Consider the following 18,002-nt stretch of genomic DNA (forward strand, 5'->3'; position numbering starts at 1 on the left):
CAGCCAACTGACGCTTGAGCCTCGCGTTCTCTTCCGCCAAGGCCTGCTCGCGAGCCGAGGCATTCTGCTGCTGCTGAGCCTTGGATCGCCATTGGTAGAGCTGGCTGGGTTGAAGACCCAGCTCACGAGCGGCGGCACTGGCACCAACACGGTCAGCGAGCGCCAGGGCTTCATCCTTGTAGGCCTGGGAGTAACGGGTACGGGTCTTCTTCATCGACGTTGCTTGCCTTGCCATGGGGCACCTCGTTCAGTGTACTGCCTTAACGGGGTGTTCACTGTTGGTAGGCAAGATCAGCAGTCGCGGATGGCGCTCGAGTTGAGCCGCCACACGCTCGATCAACTCCCGGTAGGTCAGCACCTCGAGCCTAGCGAGCAAGGAGTGCTAGTCATTTCTATTACAACATTAGGGTTGACTAGGATTTGGTGAGCTTTACGAGCAGATACCTAGACCGATGGCGCTCAAGCTCGTAATAGCTAACGAGCGCAAGGTTAGATACATGTGTAAGCTGTTGAATCCTGTGGGAGAGCTCAGATTTCATGCTCTGTGTGCAGCAGGCTCCGCGCGGATGTGTAGATGCACGGCACAGGCTACGCGCAGCATGGAAGCAAGATTTGGCACTGTGCCTTTGGTTGCTATGACCTCGCCATACAGCTCACTGATGAATTGACCAGTAGATAGTCGCTGATCTTGGGCTAGCTGGTCGAGAATTTCCCAGAACTCGTTTTCCAACCGGATACTGGTCACGCTGCCCTGCAAGCGTATCGAACGTGTGGTGCATTCATAACGCCATGGATCGGTTGACGCATAGACGTGGCACATATGTTCTCTCTCTGAAAGGTGTGTCTGCAGGCTGAAGGCGAATTATGCTTGCTATTCACTGACATTGCCGCCTAAGACAGCACTTGAGCATTAGACCTTCGTAGATGTAGTAGCCCGCTGTTACCCGATGGATGCTTGCTACGTCTAGTCTCAAGTCAGCTTCTTGCCCCAGGCGGTCACCCCACAAAAATTGCTATCGGCCCAATACTGCCTTGGTATTGAGCCTTGATTACGAGAGGTCAGTCATGAGTTCATCCACTCTATCACGCCGCGTCTTTCTCAAAGCGAGCGGTGGTGTTCTGGCCGGTACTCTGGCCCTTGCTAGCGGACCTATCGCTCTATTGGCCCCCTCGCGTAGCTGGGCCATGCCACTCGATTCACTTAGCACACATCAAGGAGAAGTGCTACTGGGGGTTGTCAAACAGATTTTCCCACACTCGGGTTTAGAGGATGCTGTTTATGCCTACGTAGTGAAGAGCCTTGACCGAAAAGCTAGTGATAATAACTTGCTCAATACACTTAGTAACGGTATCGCAGAGCTCGAAAAATCTGCCGGCGGTGACTGGCTAGCGCTGGATGGTGCCTCTCAGCTTGATCATCTTACCGCCATGGCTGGTACGCCTTTCTTTGAAGCTATCCGCGGTGATGCCGTGGTTTCGCTTTATGACAATCCCTTAGCTTTCGCCCACTTCGGCTATGAAGGTGCCGAGGGTGACGGTGGCTATCTAAGCAAGGGCTTCAACGACCTCACCTGGCTACCCGACCCACCCCAGCCTCAGGGTGGCTACCTGCCCTTTGAGGAGCCCACGGCTTGACGTAGACGCGATCATCGTCACCAGAACAATAATGCTTATGGAGATACCAAGATGGCAATGACTGACAACCAGAAGACCTTCGCTCATGACGATGCCAGTGTTGTCGTAGTAATCGGTTCGGGTGCTGGCGGTGGTACCCTGGCTAATGAGCTGGCCCAACAGGGCATTGACGTGGTGGTGCTGGAAGCTGGTGCTTTACACACCACAGCTGACTTCTTGGCCGATGAGTGGGCCTCCTTTGCTCAGCTTGCCTGGCTTGATGCTCGCACTACTTCGGGTAGCTGGAGAATCTCGAAGGACTTCCCCAACCTGCCAGCGTGGATCGTTAAGGCGGTAGGTGGGACTACCGTACACTGGGCAGGTGCAAGCTTACGCTTTCAGCCTCACGAGTTTGCTGCCCTTTCAACCTATGGAAAGGTGACGGGCGCCAACCTACTCGATTGGCCCCTTACCTACAATGATTTGGCTCCCTACTACGATCGCGCGGAACGGCGAATGGGGGTAACGCGCACCAACGACAACAAGGGGCTGCCCGGAAATAATAACTTCAAGGTGATGTATAACGGCGCCAAGATGTTGGGCTACTCATGTAACACCGGACATATGGCTATCAACAGCGAGCCACGTGCTGGTCGCGCTGCCTGCCAGCAGAGGGGGTTTTGCTTTCAGGGATGCAAAACTGGGGCTAAGTGGTCGACCCTCTACACCGAGTTGCCTGAGGGCATCGCCACTGGTCACCTAGAGCTTCGCCCCGAGTCCCATGTGGCACGAATTGAACATGATGAACGTGGCAGAGTAACGGCGGTGGTCTACTTCGATGCTGAGGGCAATGAGCAGCGACAGTGGGCACGCCTGGTATCGGTAGCCGGTAACTCCCTCGAAACGCCTCGCCTACTGCTTAATTCGGCTAGCAACTTGTTCCCGGAGGGTCTTGCTAATGGCTCTGGCCAGGTGGGGCGCAACTACATGCGCCACATGACCGGGTCGGTTTATGCCACCTTCGAGGAGCCCGTGCACATGTACCGCGGCACAACCATGGCTGGCATCATTTCTGACGAGGCCCATCACGACCCTGAGCGCGGCTTCGTCGGTGGGTACGAGATGGAGACATTGTCTCTGGGCCTGCCGTTCATGGCGGCCTTCTTAGATCCCGGAGCTTGGGGGTCGCGCTTTACAGGGGCGCTAGATCAGTACGAGAACATGGCGGGCATGTGGTTGGTGGGCGAAGACCTACCCCAAGAAAGCAACCGAGTAACCCTCAGCCCTGATGTTACCGACCGATACGGGCTGCCTGTTGCAAATGTCCATTATGATGATCACCCCAACGACATTGCCATGCGCGAGCATGGTTATCGGCAGGGCGCAGAGCTCTACCGCTCGGTGGGAGCCAGAGATATCTACGAGGTGCCGCCTTATCCCTCAACACATAACCTGGGCACCTGCCGGATGAGTGAACGCCCCGAAGAGGGTGTCTGCAATTCCTATGGCCAGACCCATGAGGTTCCCAACCTTTTCATTTCCGACGGCAGTCAGTTCACCACCTCCGCTGCAGAGAACCCGACCCTGACGATTGTATCCCTGGCCATCCGACAGGCCGAACACATCGGCCAGCTGATGAGGCAGGGGGCTGTCTGATGTAAGCCCATAGCATGTCTGCCCTTTTTTCTACTTTGAATTAGTCAAGGAGTTGTGAAATGAGTTTTTCTGGTGAACAGTATCCTGGCGTTCATGCACCTCCATCCGAGGCCGAAGGCTTTCGCCTCAATCACACCATGTTGAGAATAAAAGACCCTGAGGCGTCTCTAAGGTTCTATACCCGGGTGTTTGGCATGCGAGTGCTGCGCCGGCTCGACTTCGAGGCAATGCAGTTCTCACTCTACTTCTTGGCACGTCCCGAAGCCGGTGAGTCCGTTCCCGATGATGTGAGTGAGCGCACCGTCTGGACTTTCAAACAGCGTGGCGTACTTGAGCTGACCCACAATTGGGGTACCGAGAGTCAAGAGGGGCGCATCTATCATGACGGTAATGCCGAGCCTCAGGGATTCGGTCACATCTGCTTCAGTGTGCCGGACCTAACAGCTGCTGAGGCCTGGTTCGTTGCCAACGATGTCGAATTCGTCAAGCGCTCAGACCAAGGCAAGATGAAAGATGTGATTTTCATCAAGGATGTCGATGGTTATTGGATTGAAGTAGTTCAGGCTGGCCGCCTCGGCTCATTGGGCGACTGATTTTCCTGACTCTTGCCCGGCTTCTCAGTCTTTCGCCAGGCAGCGCGGCAGGCTGTCAGTAAGTGTACGCGGCATGATACCGAGGTCGGCGAAGCTGCCCGCGTCCGGGTCGGCGAGGTTGTCGCGCTGCATCAGCAGTACCTGGTCCCGCGTCAGGGGCGGTGAGGGGAGCGGGGAGAGCAGGGCGGCGGCGAGGCGCCAGGCGGAGAAGGGCAGCGGCAGCAGTCGCGGATGGCGCTCGAGTTGAGCCGCCACACGCTCGACCAGCTCCCGGTAGGTCAATACCTCGGGCCCACCGAGCTCGAAGAGTCGGCGTTCGACGGGGCGTGTCGCGGTGAGGCGTGCCGCGGCACGGGCCACATCATCTACATGCACCGGCTGCAGGCGGGTCGTCCCGTGACCGAACAGCGGCACCAGCGGCAGGCGTACCAGCCGGGCGAGGTTAGCCAGCAGGGCATCATCGGGGCCGAACAGTACGCCGAGACGCAGCAGGGTCGCCTTGGGCATGGCCTCGAGCACGGTCTGTTCGCTGGCGGCCCGGGCACGCACATAGGCGGAGGGGGAGCGGGCATCGGCGCCGATCCCCGAGACATGCACCAGCCGCGAGATGCCGGCCTCCCGCGCCATTCCTGCCAGGCGGCCGGCGGCCTGTTCATGGATCGCGGTAAAGGTCAGCCCCGCCCGGCGCTGCTCCACGTAGAGACTGACGGCATTGATCGCGGCGGTGCTGCCCTCCAGGGCCGACGCGACCTGTGCCTCGTCGCGAATGTCGCAGGTCATGGCCTCGATCCGGTCTCCGGGCTCGCGCCATGCGGGCAGACTCGGGTGGCGCGAGGCGATGCGCACCGGGCGGCCCGCCTCCACCAGCTCGCGCACGATGGCGCGGCCGAGGAAACCGGTGCCACCGAAAACCGTGGTTGGACCCTCCTGCATGCTGCTTCCTTCTACATATTGGATGGGTCAATCCTGCCAGGCCGGGCCCTGGCCGTCATGTGCCCGCTGGAGACCCGCAGCGCCGCGGTGTAGGCTTGGCAGCCTTCATCCCACCTCGTCTGGAGCCTGTCATGAGCGAACTTCCCGCCTGTCCTGCCTGTAACTCTCCCTATACCTACGAGGACGGCATCCAATATGTCTGTCCCGAGTGCGGCCATGAGTGGTCCGCTCAAGCGGGTGACGAGGCCGTCGACACTGGCCTCGAGGTGCGTGATGCCAACGGTAACCTGCTGGCCGATGGCGACAGCGTCACGGTGATCAAGGACCTCAAGATCAAGGGCTCCTCCCAGGTGGTAAAGGTGGGCACCAAGGTCAAGAGCATTCGGCTGGTGGAGGGTGATCATGATATCGACTGCAAGGTCGAGGGTGTCGGCCCCATGAAGCTGAAGTCCCAGTTCGTGAAAAAGGCCTGACCCAGACGAGCCGCTGATAGTTTTCGCAAATGATAACGATTGCGTTTATTGATGCTATCGGCGTCGATCATGCCGCTATCCTGCCGGCTGGATAAGGGAATTCGCGGGGCGGGCTTCACATCGAAATCATATGGGACTAAAATGGTCCGCTATTGAGGCACGGCATATCGCTGGGCCGTTCGTCCACAGGAGGCTCGCCATGCTCAAGCTCTCGCGGCTGACCGACTACGCCGCTGTGGTGATGGCCCAGATTGCTCGTCACCCCGAGCATCCCCAGGCCGCGGCCGATCTCGCCGAGGCCGTCCAGCTACCGCATCCCACCGTCAGCAAGACGCTGAAGATGCTGGTCAAGGCGGGGCTGCTCGAGTCTCGCCGCGGTGCCCTGGGGGGATATTCGCTGGCACGGCCTGCCTCCGAGATCACCACTATCGATATCATCACCGCCATCGAAGGGCCGGTGGCGATGACGGAGTGCAGTCATGACGATGGCGACTGTGAACTGGCCGCCACCTGTGGCGTCGCCGATAACTGGCAGCGCGTATCGTTGGGTGTGCGCACCCTGCTCGGCAGCGTGACCCTGGCACATCTGGCCAGCCCCACGCCGATCAAGTTGCCGGTACAGCTGCCCATCCAGAGCGTGAGCCTGGCCGCCGATACGGCCTGAGCACCCAAGTTTCATCAGATTCAATCGGCGAGCCCGTCTCGCCGGCCCAATGTCCGGGAGGGGAGAGATCATGGCAACTGAAGAAATGGAACAGCTTGTCCGTCGCGAATACAAAGAAGGGTTCGTGACCGACATCGAGAGCGAGACGCTACCGCCGGGCCTTGACGAGGACGTCATCGCCTTTATCTCGAACAAGAAGGGCGAGCCGGAGTGGATGCTCGAGTGGCGTCTCAAGGCGTATCGTGCCTGGTTGAAGATGACGCCGCCCTCCTGGGCTCACCTCGATTTTCCGCCTATCGACTACCAGGCCATCTCCTACTTCAGTGCGCCCAAGCGCCCCGAGGATCGTCCCCAGAGCCTCGATGAGGTGGATCCCAAGCTGCTCGAGACCTACGAGAAACTGGGGATCCCGCTGCATGAGCGCGCCGCCCTGGCCGGCGTGGCGGTAGATGCCGTCTTCGACTCGGTCTCCGTGACCACCACCTTCAAGGAGAAGCTTGCCGAAGCCGGGGTGATCTTCTGCTCCATCTCCGAGGCGGTGCAGGAGTATCCGGAGCTGGTCAAGCAGTATCTCGGCACCGTGGTGCCCCAGACCGACAACTACTTCACGGCGCTTAACTCGGCGGTGTTTACCGACGGCTCCTTCGTGTTCGTGCCCAAGGGCGTGACCTGCCCCATGGAGCTCTCCACCTACTTCCGCATCAATGCCGAGAATACCGGGCAGTTCGAGCGCACCCTGATCATCTGTGAGGAGGGCGCCCAGGTCTCCTACCTGGAGGGCTGCACCGCGCCGATGCGCGACGAGAACCAGCTGCACGCGGCGGTGGTCGAGCTGGTGGCGCTGGACGATGCCTATATCAAGTACTCCACCGTGCAGAACTGGTATCCCGGCGACGAGGATGGCAAGGGCGGTATCTACAACTTCGTCACCAAGCGCGGTGACTGCCGTGGCGACCGCTCTCGCATCAGCTGGACTCAGGTCGAGACTGGCTCCGCCATCACCTGGAAGTACCCCTCCTGCGTGCTGCGCGGCAAGGACAGCATCGGCGAGTTCTACTCCGTGGCAGTGACCGGTGGCCGCCAGCAGGCCGACACCGGCACCAAGATGATTCATATCGGCGAGGGGTCTCGCTCCAGCATCATCTCCAAGGGGATCTCGTCCGGGCGCAGCAACCAGTCCTATCGCGGCCTGGTGAAGATCGGTCCCCGTGCCAAGGGCGCGCGTAACTTTACCGAGTGTGACTCGCTGCTGATCGGTGATCAGTGTGGCGCCCACACCTTCCCCTATCAGGAGATCGGCAACAGCACCGCGACCGTGGAGCATGAGGCCACCACCTCCAAGATCGGCGATGACCAGCTCTTCTACTGCCAGAGCCGCGGCATCTCCGAGGAGGACGCCGTGAGCATGATCGTCAACGGCTTCTGTAAGGACGTCTTCCAGGAGCTGCCCATGGAGTTTGCCGTCGAGGCCGAAGCGCTGCTCAGGGTCACCCTCGAAGGCTCCGTCGGCTGATCACACTGTTGCCAATCGCTTATTTGAATCAAAAGGTATTCACGATGCTCGAAGTCAAGGATCTACACGTTTCCGTCGAGGGTAATGAAATCCTCAAGGGTCTGTCGCTGACCATCAATGCCGGCGAGGTGCACGCCATCATGGGGCCCAACGGCTCCGGGAAGTCGACCCTCTCGGCGGTCATCGCCGGCAGGGAAGAGTATGAGGTGACCAGCGGCAGCATCACCTATGACGGCCAGGACGTGCTGGAGATGTCCGTCGAGGAGCGTGCCTGTGCGGGCCTGCTGCTGGGCTTCCAGTACCCGGTCGAGATCCCGGGGGTCAAGAACATCTATCTGCTCAAGGCCGCGCTCAATGCCAAGCGCGAGGCTCAGGGGCTCGGCGAGATTCCGGCTCCCGAGTTCATGAAGCTGATCAAGGAGAAGGCGGCGCTCATGCAGATGGACGCCAGCTTCCTGCAGCGCTCCGTCAACGAAGGCTTCTCCGGCGGCGAGAAGAAGCGCAACGAGATCCTGCAGATGCTGGTGCTGGAGCCGCGCCTGGCGATGCTTGACGAGATCGACTCGGGCCTCGACATCGATGCCATGAAGGTCGTCTCCGATGGCGTCAACTCGCTGCGCTCCGAGGAGCGGGCCATCCTGCTGGTGACCCACTATCAACGCCTGCTCGACTATATCGTGCCCGACCGGGTTCACGTGCTCGTCGACGGCCGCATCGCCATGAGCGGCGACGCGGACCTGGCTCGCGAGCTCGAATCCCGTGGCTATGACTGGGTGCTGGAGGAGTCCGTCGCATGAGTGAAGATACACAGCGTTTTCTCGACCGTTTGGCCGAGGCGCGTGCTGACCGCGCTGGCGAGCCGACCTGGATTGCCGCGCGTCGGCAGGCCGGCGCGGCCCGCTTCGAGGCGATGGGCTTTCCCACTCGCCGCGACGAGGCGTGGAAGTATACCGATGTTCGCGCCATCGCCCGGGGTGACTTCGCCCTGGCCGCCGATGCCGACTTCTCCCCGGCCAGCGCGGCGACGCTGACCCTGCCCATCGATGCCTATCGGTTGACCTTCGTCGACGGCATCTTCTCGGCGTCGCTGTCGCAGCTCGATGGTCTGCCGGAGGGCGTCTCCCTGCAGCCCCTGTCGGTGGCACTGGCCGAGAATCACGAGGCGGTAGGCGGACCGCTGGGGCGCCTCACCGGGGTCGAGTTCTCGCCCTTTTCGGCGCTGAACACCGCCTTTATGGAGGAGGGCGCCGTGCTGCGCCTGGCGCCGGGCACCGTGGTCGAGAAGCCGATCATCCTGCAGTTCCTCTCCCGTAACGGCGAGGCGCCGGTGATGAGCCATCCCCGCGTTCTGGTCCAGGCCGGCGGGCGCAGTGAGGCGACCCTGGTCGAGCATCATGTGGGCGAGGAGGGCGCCGCCAACTTCACCAACCTGGTGGCGGAAGTGATCCTCGAGCGTAACGCCATGCTCACTCACTACAAGCTTCAGGAGGCGCCGCTCGCCGATCTGCATGTGGCGTCGATCCATGTCGAGCAGGCCCGTGACAGCCGCTATACCTCGTTCAACCTGAACCTGGGGGGCGCCCTGGTGCGCACCGACCTGATCAGCGAGCTGAATGGCGAGAACGCGACCAGCGACTTCTACGGCCTGTTCTATGGCGAGGGTCGCCAGCATGTCGACAGCCACACCCTGGCCAACCACAATGCGCCGCGCACCTTCTCCAACGAGAACTACAAGGGCATCCTCGACGATCGCTCGCATGGCGTGTTCAACGGCAAGGTGGTGGTCAAGCCCGACAGTCAGAAGATCGAAGGCTTCCAGAGCAACGCCAACCTGCTGCTCTCCGATCGCGCCGAGATCGATGCCAAGCCCGAGCTCGAGATCTACGCCGATGACGTCAAGTGCACCCACGGCTGCACCACGGGACAGCTCGACGAGGAGGCGATCTATGCCCTGCGCGCTCGCGGAATCGATCGCCAGACCGCTCGAGGGCTCCTGACCCTGGCCTTCGCGGGTGAGGTGCTCGAGGCGGTGGGCCTGGATGCCATCGCCGAGCGTGTGGAGCTCGCCGTCGCCGGCAAGCTGCCCGAGCGCTTCAACCTGGCCGGGCTGGTGGAAACCGCCGTGGCCCTGGGTGATGAGTAAGGGTCATGAGTGAGAGCGACCGCGATATCCTGAGGAGGAGCCTGCCATGACCGATCTGGCTACCCGCGCCCCCGCGACGTCGACCCTCGACGTCGCGGCGATCCGCGCCGACTTTCCGATTCTCACGCGCCAGGTGCATGGCAGGCCGCTGGTCTATCTCGACAATGCGGCGACCAGCCAGACCCCGCGGCAGGTGATCGACGCGTTCACCGCCTACTACGGTGGCTACAACGCCAACATTCACCGTGGGCTGCACACCCTGGCGGATGAGGCCACCGCTGCCTTCGAGGGTACCCGGGAGACGGTGCGCGGCTTCCTGAATGCCGCCGATAGCCGCGAGATCATCTTCACCCGTGGTACCACCGAGGCGATCAACCTGGTGGCCAACAGCTGGGGGCGTGTCAACCTCCAGGCCGGTGACGAGGTGCTTATCTCGCGCCTCGAACACCACTCCAATATCGTGCCCTGGCAGCTGCTGGCCGCCGATATCGGCTTTACCATCAAGGTGATCCCGGTAGACGCCCATGGCACGCTGGATCTCGAGGCCTATCGCGAGCTGTTCAGCGAGCGCACCCGGCTGGTCGCGGTCAACCATGTCTCCAACGCCTTCGGAACCGTCAACCCGGTCAAGGAAGTGGCGGCCATCGCCCATGCCCATGGCGCGCGGATCCTGGTCGATGGTGCCCAGGCCACGCCCCATCAGGCGGTAGACGTGCGCGATCTCGATGCCGACTTCTACGCCTTCTCCGGTCACAAGGTCTACGGCCCCACCGGGGTCGGCGTGCTCTATGGCAAGGCCGAGCTGCTCGAGGCGATGCCGCCCTGGCAGGGAGGGGGAGAGATGATCGCCACCGTCTCCTTCGAGGCCGAGACCACCTTCGCCGAGATCCCCCACAAGTTCGAGGCCGGCACGCCGGCCATTGCCGAGGTGATCGCCCTTGGCGAGGCACTGAAGTGGGTGAGTGGCGTCGGGGTCGCGGCGATCGGCGCCTGGGAGGGGCGGCTGCTGGCCCATGCCACCGAGCGGGTCCTGCGCATCGACGGCCTGCGTATCCTGGGGACCTCGCCGAAGAAGGCCGGAGTGCTCTCCTTCGTGGTCGATGGTGCCCACGCCCAGGATATCGGCCTGCTGATCGACCAGCTCGGGGTGGCGATTCGCACCGGCCACCACTGTGCTCAACCGCTGCTCGCCCACTTCGGTGTCGATGCGACCTGCCGGGCGTCGTTTGCCGCCTACAACACCCTGGACGAGATCGACATCTTTGCCGATGCCCTGGAGCGCGTGATCGGCATGGTCAGGTAAGCCATGGTCAGGCAAGCAATGATCGGACAAGTAATGGTCGGGCAAGCAATGGTCGGGCAAGGAACCGCTAGAAAAGGAACGCCATGAGCGACATCGAGCAGATTGCGAGTCTTCACAAGGGGCAGGAGCTGCCCCTGCAGCGTGATGTGGAGGTGATCGCCATTCCCTTCGGCAACAGCGTGACGCTTGCCGAGGATAGCATGGTCAGCGTGATGCAGGCCAAGGGCAGCACGCTCAGCGTGGGCTATGAGGGGCGCCTCTACCTGATCGAGGGCGCCAATCTCGATGCCGTGGGTCTCGAGGCCATGCCGCGCCCGACCCTGCATGAAGATGCCACGGATGAGGAGCTCGAGCAGTTTGTGTGGGACCAGCTGCGCACCTGCTTCGACCCCGAGATTCCGGTCAATATCGTCGATCTGGGCCTGGTCTATGGCTGTCGGATCGAGCGCTTGATCAGCGGCGAGCGTATCGTCACCATTCGCATGACGCTGACCGCCCCCGGTTGCGGCATGGGGGATGTGATCGCTGCCGATGCACGCAACAAGATCCTGGGCGCCCCACAGGTCAGCAAGGTGCATACGGAGATCGTCTTCGATCCGCCCTGGAGCCGTGAGATGATGAGCGACGAGGCCAAGCTCGAGCTCGGCATGTTCTAGCGGCTCGCGCCGTTGACCCCGCGGTGATCGACCCGCGAGGGAGGGCGTCCAGGGAACAGGAGGTGCCGATGAAGCGGGTGGCATGGCGGATCCTTCGGGCCGTCCTGATGGCGCTGGGCACCTTGGTGTTGATGGCGGGACTCCTGCTGCTGGTGGCCAACCTGTGGGTGCTGGGGCAGACCCGCGAACGCATCGACTATCACCTTCCTCAGTGCCATGCCGAGCGGGTCGGTATCGTCTTCGGTACCTCCCACTGGACCCGCAGCGGAACCCGCAACCCCTACTTCGAGGCGCGCATGAGCGCCTCGGCCCGCCTGCTGCGCCTGGGGCGCATCGACCATCTGCTGCTCTCCGGTGACAATCGCACCCTCTCCTACAACGAACCCATCACCATGTGGCGAGACCTGCGTGGTCGTGAGGTACCCGAAACGGCCATGACGCTGGACTATGCCGGCTTCAGCACCTTCGATACCCTGGCTCGGGCGCGTGAGGTGTTCGGCGTGGAGCGTGCGCTGTTGATCACCCAGGCGTGGCATCTGCCGCGGGCACTGTTTATCGCCGAGGCGCTGGGGATCGAGGCCCAGGGCTGCGCGGTGAAGGGGCGGAATATAAAGGGGCAGTGGCGGCTGGCGACACGGGAGTGGGTAGCGCGACTGGCTACCCTGGGAGACCTCTATCTGTGGGAGCGTGAGCCCTACTTCCTGGGACCCCGCGAGCCACTGGTCATCACCCCGCGGGGGGGCGAGGCTGGCCAGGAGGGCTGGGCGGCCGATACACCGTCGGGTGAGAAGCGCTGAGAAGGGGCCTCAGCGCCGCTTGTCCCGCGTCTTCTGCAGGGCATAGAGCTCGCGGATCAGCGCCCGACAACCCTTCCAGCACTCCTCCGCCTTCGACTCCAGCTCGTCGGGCAGGGGGTGGGTCATCAGGTTGGAGAGCGACTGCATCAGCACCCGCTCCTGCTCCAGCAGCTCGCCGATCACCACCTGGCGTTCGTTGCCGACGAAGCTCTTCAATCGGCTCCACAGCCACATGTAGTCATCGCGCTCGACATCGGCGTCCCGCGGCAGCATGTTGAGATGCTCCCGGGCGAGTGATTGCAGCTCGCGCATGGACCGGCTGCGTGCCTCGTAGTGCGGCTTGAGTGCGTCGCGCAGCGACGGCCTCAGGCGCTCCAGATTGTCCTGAAAGTAGTCGATGCTGTCAGCCAGCGCTTCCAGCACGCTGTCCATCGCCACCTGGCGATTGTCGAGAAACATGAGCGGTCACCCCCTTTGGTGACGCAGATTGTGGCGGGGAAAACACTGTTTTGCTAGCCCCGGAATGGAATAAGTGCGGAAATCACGATGCCCATTGAGCCTGGCTTGTGCGCAACTGGCAATTACCCCTTGGGCTTAGGCGGTGCCTTGCGTGCCGGGGCGGCATTCTTCTCCAGGTGTTCGATGATCAGACCGGCGATATCCTTGCCGGTGGCACTCTCGATGCCCTGCAGGCCGGGAGAGGAGTTGACCTCCATGATCACCGGGCCGTGGTTGCTGCGCAGCAGGTCGACGCCGGCCACCCGCAGCCCCATGGCCTTGGCGGCACGGATCGCCGTGGAGCGCTCCTCCGGTGTGATCCGGATCACGCTGGCGGTGCCGCCGCGGTGCAGGTTGGAGCGGAACTCACCTTCGGCGGCCTGACGCTTCATGGCCGCCACCACCTTGTCGCCGATCACCAGGCAGCGAATATCGGCCCCCCTGGCCTCCTTGATGTACTCCTGAACCATGATGTTGGCCTTCATGCCCATGAATGCCTGGATCACGCTTTCCGCTGCCTGGTTGGTCTCGGCCAGCACCACGCCGATCCCCTGGGTACCCTCGAGCAGCTTGATGACCAGCGGGGCATTCTTGACCATGGTGATCAGGTCGGGAATGTCATCGGGGGAGTGGGCAAAGCCGGTGATCGGCAGGCCAAGCCCCTTGCGAGAGAGCAGCTGCAGCGAGCGCAGCTTGTCACGCGAGCGCGTGATCGCGACGCTGTCGTTGAGCACATAGGTGCCCATCATCTCGAACTGGCGCAGTACCGCACAGCCGTAGAAGGTCACCGAGGCGCCGATCCGCGGGATCACGGCATCGAAGGCTTCCAGCCCCCCGCCCTTGTAGTGGATCGATGGCTGGTGAGCCGCGATGCTCATGTAGCAGCGCAGGGTGTCGACCACTCGCGTGGTGTGGCCGCGTTGCTCGGCGGCCTCCACCAGGCGTCGAGTGGAGTAGAGGTTGCGGTTGCGTGACAGCAGTGCGAAATGCATCGAGTCGCTCCGGAGGGGTGGAAAAGCGAATTCAGGGGTCGCCGTGCAGGAAGGAGGCGCCGGGAGCCACCAGCAGACGACGCAGGGCGCGTCGGCCCAGCAGCATGGGGTGACGCATTTCGCGTCGGTCGGTCAGGGTGAACTCCACCGGGTACTCGAGGGTGCCGAGCCGCATGGGCGTGCGGACCACATAGCGCCACTCCTGCTGGCCGTTGGAGCTGCGTACCTTGCGGCGGTCGTGGAGCGGCATGCGGAAGACGTGGGGTGGGGAGTCAGGGCCACTGCCGGGGATGGTGAAGCTGACCCACGGCTCTCCCTCCTCGTCGAAGATTGTGATGTCCTCCGCGTGCAGCGCCGAGGTACGCGCCCCGGTATCCGCCTTGGCGCACAACACCAGCTGCATTTCGGTCAGCTCGACCATCTCCCGGCGGCCGATGATCGCCTTGGGGGTATAGGGCAGTTCCTTCATCATTGTCATGGATCGTCTTCGCCTCAGCGCGTCAGGGCCGCGAGCCGCTTGCCGATGGGCGAGTCGGCGGGCGCCTCGCGCAAGGTCATCAGCACGGGCAGTCGCAGCCTGGGGATCAGGGCCAGGTCGCGGGCCACTCTCATGAAGTCCGCCTGCTCGCAGCTTGCCAGGCGCTCGAGGTAGCACGGCAGTCGCTGACCATCCTCGAGAAGCGGCCAGCCGCGCGCGGCGATTGCCGCCAGCAGGTCGGGGCCACAGGCGTGGGCATCGGCCAGCAGGCTGTCGAACCAGTCACCGGCGGCCTCGCTGGTCGACGCCGCCCGTACGCAGGCACACAGGGTCTCGACATCGCCGGCCTCGGCGGCTGCTTCGCCCCGGGCGCGCAGCGCCTGGGCCAGCCGGTCATCGATGGCGACATGCTCGAGACAGTAGCACAGCGAGGTGAGCATCTCGGTGGGCAGGTCGGGCAGCCGCCGGGCCAGCTGGCGACGCTCCTCGTCACCCATGCGTGCCGCGAAGTCGGCCAGCCCCTGGAGGCCGAGTGCCTGCCAGTCGCGCGTCTGCTGACCACTCAGATAGGCCTCTACCGGCTCCAGGTGCGAGCTGGCCGCTCGTCCCAGGTCATGGCTGGCGAGGGCGTGAAGCATGGCCTGGAAGGGGAGGGACGGCGTGAAGGCCAGCGGGTTGTCCTTCATCAGGTTATCCACCGCCTGGCCATCCTCGCGCCCGACCTTGGCCACGTTCCGGCCCAGGGTCTCGAGGAGCCGCTGCACGAAGGCATCGCGGGATGCCGGGTCGAGCCGGCCCTGTTCATCCAGGGGCAGTGCCAGGAACCAGATCAGCGGGTCGGGCATGTCGCCGAGGCGAAAGACCAGACCCAGCCGAGCCTGGCCCTGCCAGGGGACCGGCCAGGGCGCCGAGCCGGTCTCCAGGGCTTCCAGGGTCGCCATCTCGCTGGACTCCACGCGCCGGCCCAGGTGGTAGAGCCGTACCTCGGCCCCGCTGCGCACGAAGAAGTCGTGAAGGGTGTGGATGGGTTGCATGGCATCTCCGCTTGTCTGAGCGTGCACTCTACCGTGGCATCATCATACTGTCAGCAGGTTCGGCGAGGATGTGCCGGGGGTGATCAAATGTTGATCGCCCTTCGCTGTCTCCCATGGCATCGGGGTTAGCGAACTCTTTCCAGCGGTTATCCACAGGGCCGTTCACGGAAACTGTGAATGAGCCATGAACGGGGGATAACCAACCGGTCCTGGGGACGACGCCGTGATCCTTGAGATGGCGGGTGGCCAGGGGTCGCCGGGGGCGAGATAATGACGCCACACTCGACTGGGAGCTTCCCCGATGACGGTTCACGACGAACTCGACAAGTCCCTGCGCCGGCTCGAGGCCACCATGAAGGCCGCCAACCTGTGGCAGATGGAGACACCCGAGCCCTCGGCATTCGATAGCCAGGAGCCCTTCTGCGTCGATACCATGGCGCTTCCCCAGTGGTTGCGCTTCGTGTTTATCGCCCGCTTGGACGCCCTGGTGGAACGGCGCGCTCCACTGCCGGCGCGTTGCGATGTGGCCCCGGCCCTGGCGGCCTATTTTGCCCAGCAGGGCGGGCGTGCCAGCGACCGCCTGCTGCTGTGGCAGGTGGTGGAGGAGATCGACCGCCTGATCACCGAAAACTGAGTCGGTAACGAGCTGACTGGCCGCCAGGCGCTGCTACAACAGGACAACCGCACGCCAGACACAACAGGGCCCGCCAATGGCGGGTCCTGTTGTGTCTGGCGTGAGGTGGAATCAGAAGCGGTAGCTGACGGCCCCCATCACGACCCAAGGGTCGATGTTAACGGTACCGATATCGGCACCATCAAGCTTGGCATCGGTATCGATGTCGAGGTACCAGGCGGCGCCATTAAGCGCCCAGTGATCGTCGATCAACAGGTCGACCCCCAACTGGCCGGCGGCACCCCAGGAGTCGTCCAGCTCCAGGTCACCTAGATCGCTCTTCTCGTTGGAGAAGCGGGTGTAGTTGACGCCCACGCCGATATAGGGCTGTACATAGGCGTCGGTGCCGCCCAGCGGATAGTACTGCAGGGTCAGGGTCGGCGGCAGGTGCTTGGTGGAAGCCAGGTTCGCCCCGTTCAGTTCGATGTCGTGCTTGAAGGGCAGAGCCGCCAACAGCTCCATGCCCAGCTTGTCGGTAAAGCGATACCCCAGGGTAAAGGCAAAATCGGTCTCGTCTTGGACGTCCGCTTTAACGGCACCATTGACTAGGCTTCCGTTATCGCTCTTGGGCGCGACCTTGGCCACGCCAATGCGGGTGAAGAAGTCACCGGCCCCATAGGCGAGGGCCTGGCTGCTGACGGTAACGGCGGCGGCGACGCTCGCCGCAATCAGGATTGAGAGGGGGCTCTTGCGCATGCTTCGGCTCCTGGTGGCTGGCCTTCTGCGGCGGGGTGCCGCATCGGATGTCATGTTCATGTTAACGAGCCGTTAGGCGCTGCATGTTGACCCAGCGCAAGGTTTTTTACCCGGGGTGGCAGAGTGTCGCAGCTCTTCCGGAGCGTCTTCAGGGTCGCCAGAACGAGGGGAATCGTCTTCACTGAAGTCAGTGGATAGAGGCGGGGGTGGCCATGTGGCGTGAGGAGTCGCGATACGATCGGGAGATGGCGCTGACGGCCCTGCTGCTGGCGGCGGGGCTGGCGGTGTGGCTGCTGTTGCGCCCGGAGCTGATCACTGGCCTGCCGCTTGCGGGGCGCCTGCCATTGATACTGCTGGGTATCTGGGCGCTGGGTGCGGCCTTCCTGCGCCCCTATCGGGTGTTGCCCAGCCGCGGCTGGCCGCACCGAATGCTGACGCCCCCCTGGAGCCTGCTGGCTCTGGGGCTGTTTGCCTTGCTGGTGATGGGGCTGGCCCTCTCAGGGTAGTGGCGCCTGGTAAGTGAAAGGACAGCAATCCGAACCTGGCCGATCATGAGGAGCCTGATCGCCAGGCGCTTATGCAACAGGGCCCGCCAGTGGCGGGCCCTGTTGTGTCGGGGGGGATGGTCAGAAGTGGTAGCTGATGCCACCCATGACCAGTATCGGATCGAGCTCGACTTTGCCTGCATCGGCACCGCCCACCTTGGCATCGGTGTCGATATCCATATACCAGACCGCGCCGTTAAGCGCCCAGCGGTCGTCGATCAGCAGATCCAACCCCAGCTGACCGGCGGCACCCCATGAGTCGTCCAGTTCCAGGCTGACACCATCTACCTTGGTTTTTTCGTCAGAGAACCTGGTGTAGTTAACGCCTACACCGACATAGGGTTGGACATAGGCGTCGGTGCCCCCCAGCGGATAGTACTGCAGGGTCAGGGTCGGTGGCAGATGCTCGGTGGAAGCAAGGTTGGCATCGTTCAGCTCGATGTCATGATCAAAGGGCTCGGAGGCCAGCAGCTCGACGCCCAGCTTGTCGGTAAAGCGGTAGCCCAGGGCAAAGGCGAAGGCGCTGTCATCCTGCACATCAGTTTCCAGCACGCCCAGCGCTGTATCCAGCGAACCGTTATCGCTCTTGGGTGCAAACTTGGCCACGCCGAGGCGGGCGAAGAAGTCGCCGGCACCGTAGGCGAAGACCTGGGTGCTGGCGGTGACGGCAACGCTCGTCGCGATCAGGATGGTGAGGGTTCTCTTGTGCATGGTTTTGGCTCCTGCAAGCGGTGGGACACC

Annotated in this window: 22 protein-coding genes; 13 read left to right on the forward strand and 9 right to left on the reverse strand. The window is 62.7% G+C overall.

What is annotated here, in order from left to right:
- Together IOC61_RS01885 and IOC61_RS01890 are read right to left on the reverse strand one after the other, a co-directional pair.
- Positions 1-235: transposase (locus IOC61_RS01885; protein WP_195687193.1), on the reverse strand; the 235-nt coding region annotated here is incomplete at its 3' end.
- Between the two features lie 300 nt (positions 236-535).
- Positions 536-820 (reverse strand): ribbon-helix-helix domain-containing protein, encoded by a 285-nt coding sequence (locus IOC61_RS01890; protein ID WP_195687194.1) that lies wholly within the window; start codon positions 818-820, stop codon positions 536-538.
- A 245-nt stretch (positions 821-1,065) separates the two neighbouring features.
- On the opposite strand from IOC61_RS01890, the gene IOC61_RS01895 reads away from it, so the two are divergent.
- The 3 genes from IOC61_RS01895 to gloA are packed head-to-tail and all read left to right on the forward strand — an operon-like array spanning position 1,066 to position 3,863.
- On the forward strand, positions 1,066-1,635 hold the full coding sequence (locus IOC61_RS01895; protein ID WP_195687195.1) for a twin-arginine translocation signal domain-containing protein: 570 nt from the start codon (positions 1,066-1,068) through the stop codon (positions 1,633-1,635).
- 51 nt (positions 1,636-1,686) lie between these two features.
- The gene (locus IOC61_RS01900) at positions 1,687-3,270 is read left to right on the forward strand and encodes a GMC family oxidoreductase (RefSeq protein WP_195687196.1); all 1,584 of its coding nucleotides are present in this window, start codon (positions 1,687-1,689) and stop codon (positions 3,268-3,270) included.
- A gap of 59 nt (positions 3,271-3,329) precedes the next feature.
- On the forward strand, positions 3,330-3,863 hold the full coding sequence (gene gloA, locus IOC61_RS01905; RefSeq protein WP_195687197.1) for a lactoylglutathione lyase: 534 nt from the start codon (positions 3,330-3,332) through the stop codon (positions 3,861-3,863).
- Positions 3,864-3,887: 24 nt separating this feature from the next.
- Here gloA and IOC61_RS01910 read toward each other — a convergent pair whose 3' ends face one another.
- Positions 3,888-4,796, reverse strand: a complete 909-nt coding sequence (locus IOC61_RS01910; protein WP_195687198.1) for a complex I NDUFA9 subunit family protein — start codon at positions 4,794-4,796, stop codon at positions 3,888-3,890.
- Positions 4,797-4,927: 131 nt separating this feature from the next.
- On the opposite strand from IOC61_RS01910, the gene IOC61_RS01915 reads away from it, so the two are divergent.
- From IOC61_RS01915 to IOC61_RS01950, 8 genes are all read left to right on the forward strand, one after another.
- The gene (locus IOC61_RS01915; protein ID WP_195687199.1) at positions 4,928-5,269 is read left to right on the forward strand and encodes a zinc ribbon domain-containing protein YjdM; all 342 of its coding nucleotides are present in this window, start codon (positions 4,928-4,930) and stop codon (positions 5,267-5,269) included.
- A 199-nt stretch (positions 5,270-5,468) separates the two neighbouring features.
- A complete protein-coding gene (locus tag IOC61_RS01920; protein WP_132045088.1) occupies positions 5,469-5,933 on the forward strand; it encodes an SUF system Fe-S cluster assembly regulator in 465 nt (154 codons plus the stop codon).
- 70 nt (positions 5,934-6,003) lie between these two features.
- On the forward strand, positions 6,004-7,446 hold the full coding sequence (gene sufB / locus IOC61_RS01925) for a Fe-S cluster assembly protein SufB (protein WP_195687200.1): 1,443 nt from the start codon (positions 6,004-6,006) through the stop codon (positions 7,444-7,446).
- A gap of 44 nt (positions 7,447-7,490) precedes the next feature.
- Complete coding sequence (sufC, locus tag IOC61_RS01930; protein ID WP_195687201.1) at positions 7,491-8,243, forward strand: Fe-S cluster assembly ATPase SufC; 753 nt, start codon at positions 7,491-7,493, stop codon at positions 8,241-8,243.
- On the forward strand, positions 8,240-9,589 hold the full coding sequence (gene sufD, locus IOC61_RS01935) for a Fe-S cluster assembly protein SufD (protein ID WP_195687202.1): 1,350 nt from the start codon (positions 8,240-8,242) through the stop codon (positions 9,587-9,589). The genes sufC and sufD overlap by 4 nt, the downstream gene beginning before the upstream one ends.
- Positions 9,590-9,635: 46 nt before the next feature.
- Positions 9,636-10,892, forward strand: a complete 1,257-nt coding sequence (locus IOC61_RS01940) for a cysteine desulfurase (RefSeq protein WP_195687203.1) — start codon at positions 9,636-9,638, stop codon at positions 10,890-10,892.
- Positions 10,893-10,975: 83 nt separating this feature from the next.
- On the forward strand, positions 10,976-11,548 hold the full coding sequence (sufT, locus tag IOC61_RS01945) for a putative Fe-S cluster assembly protein SufT (RefSeq protein ID WP_195687204.1): 573 nt from the start codon (positions 10,976-10,978) through the stop codon (positions 11,546-11,548).
- Positions 11,549-11,616: 68 nt separating this feature from the next.
- Entirely contained in the window at positions 11,617-12,345 is a 729-nt protein-coding gene (locus tag IOC61_RS01950; RefSeq protein WP_195687205.1) for a SanA/YdcF family protein, read from the forward strand.
- 9 nt (positions 12,346-12,354) lie between these two features.
- Here the strand turns inward: IOC61_RS01950 and IOC61_RS01955 are convergent, their stop codons facing one another.
- The 4 genes from IOC61_RS01955 to IOC61_RS01970 form a co-directional block, all read right to left on the reverse strand.
- Positions 12,355-12,804 carry a hypothetical protein gene (locus IOC61_RS01955; RefSeq protein ID WP_195687206.1) on the reverse strand — a complete coding sequence of 150 codons (450 nt, stop codon included), beginning with the start codon at positions 12,802-12,804 and terminating at the stop codon, positions 12,355-12,357.
- Between the two features lie 122 nt (positions 12,805-12,926).
- A complete protein-coding gene (gene rimK / locus IOC61_RS01960) occupies positions 12,927-13,835 on the reverse strand; it encodes a 30S ribosomal protein S6--L-glutamate ligase (RefSeq protein WP_195687207.1) in 909 nt (302 codons plus the stop codon).
- Between the two features lie 31 nt (positions 13,836-13,866).
- Positions 13,867-14,304: an ATP-dependent zinc protease gene (locus tag IOC61_RS01965; RefSeq protein ID WP_195687269.1), complete on the reverse strand. Its 438-nt coding sequence runs from the start codon at positions 14,302-14,304 to the stop codon at positions 13,867-13,869.
- 23 nt (positions 14,305-14,327) lie between these two features.
- The gene (locus IOC61_RS01970; RefSeq protein WP_195687208.1) at positions 14,328-15,347 is read right to left on the reverse strand and encodes a DUF3549 family protein; all 1,020 of its coding nucleotides are present in this window, start codon (positions 15,345-15,347) and stop codon (positions 14,328-14,330) included.
- A gap of 301 nt (positions 15,348-15,648) precedes the next feature.
- Between IOC61_RS01970 and IOC61_RS01975 the strand changes: the two genes are divergently transcribed.
- A complete protein-coding gene (locus IOC61_RS01975; protein ID WP_195687209.1) occupies positions 15,649-15,981 on the forward strand; it encodes a YqcC family protein in 333 nt (110 codons plus the stop codon).
- 111 nt (positions 15,982-16,092) lie between these two features.
- On the opposite strand, the gene IOC61_RS01980 is transcribed toward IOC61_RS01975, so the two are convergent.
- On the reverse strand, positions 16,093-16,716 hold the full coding sequence (locus IOC61_RS01980) for an OmpW/AlkL family protein (protein WP_195687210.1): 624 nt from the start codon (positions 16,714-16,716) through the stop codon (positions 16,093-16,095).
- Positions 16,717-16,961: 245 nt separating this feature from the next.
- Between IOC61_RS01980 and IOC61_RS01985 the strand changes: the two genes are divergently transcribed.
- Positions 16,962-17,222 carry a hypothetical protein gene (locus IOC61_RS01985; RefSeq protein WP_195687211.1) on the forward strand — a complete coding sequence of 87 codons (261 nt, stop codon included), beginning with the start codon at positions 16,962-16,964 and terminating at the stop codon, positions 17,220-17,222.
- A gap of 120 nt (positions 17,223-17,342) precedes the next feature.
- Here the strand turns inward: IOC61_RS01985 and IOC61_RS01990 are convergent, their stop codons facing one another.
- Positions 17,343-17,972 carry an OmpW/AlkL family protein gene (locus IOC61_RS01990; RefSeq protein ID WP_195687212.1) on the reverse strand — a complete coding sequence of 210 codons (630 nt, stop codon included), beginning with the start codon at positions 17,970-17,972 and terminating at the stop codon, positions 17,343-17,345.
- Between the last annotated feature and the right edge of the window lie 30 nt (positions 17,973-18,002).

The sequence above is a fragment of the Halomonas sp. KAO genome, assembly GCF_015595025.1.
Taxonomy (GTDB): Bacteria; Pseudomonadota; Gammaproteobacteria; order Pseudomonadales; family Halomonadaceae; genus Halomonas.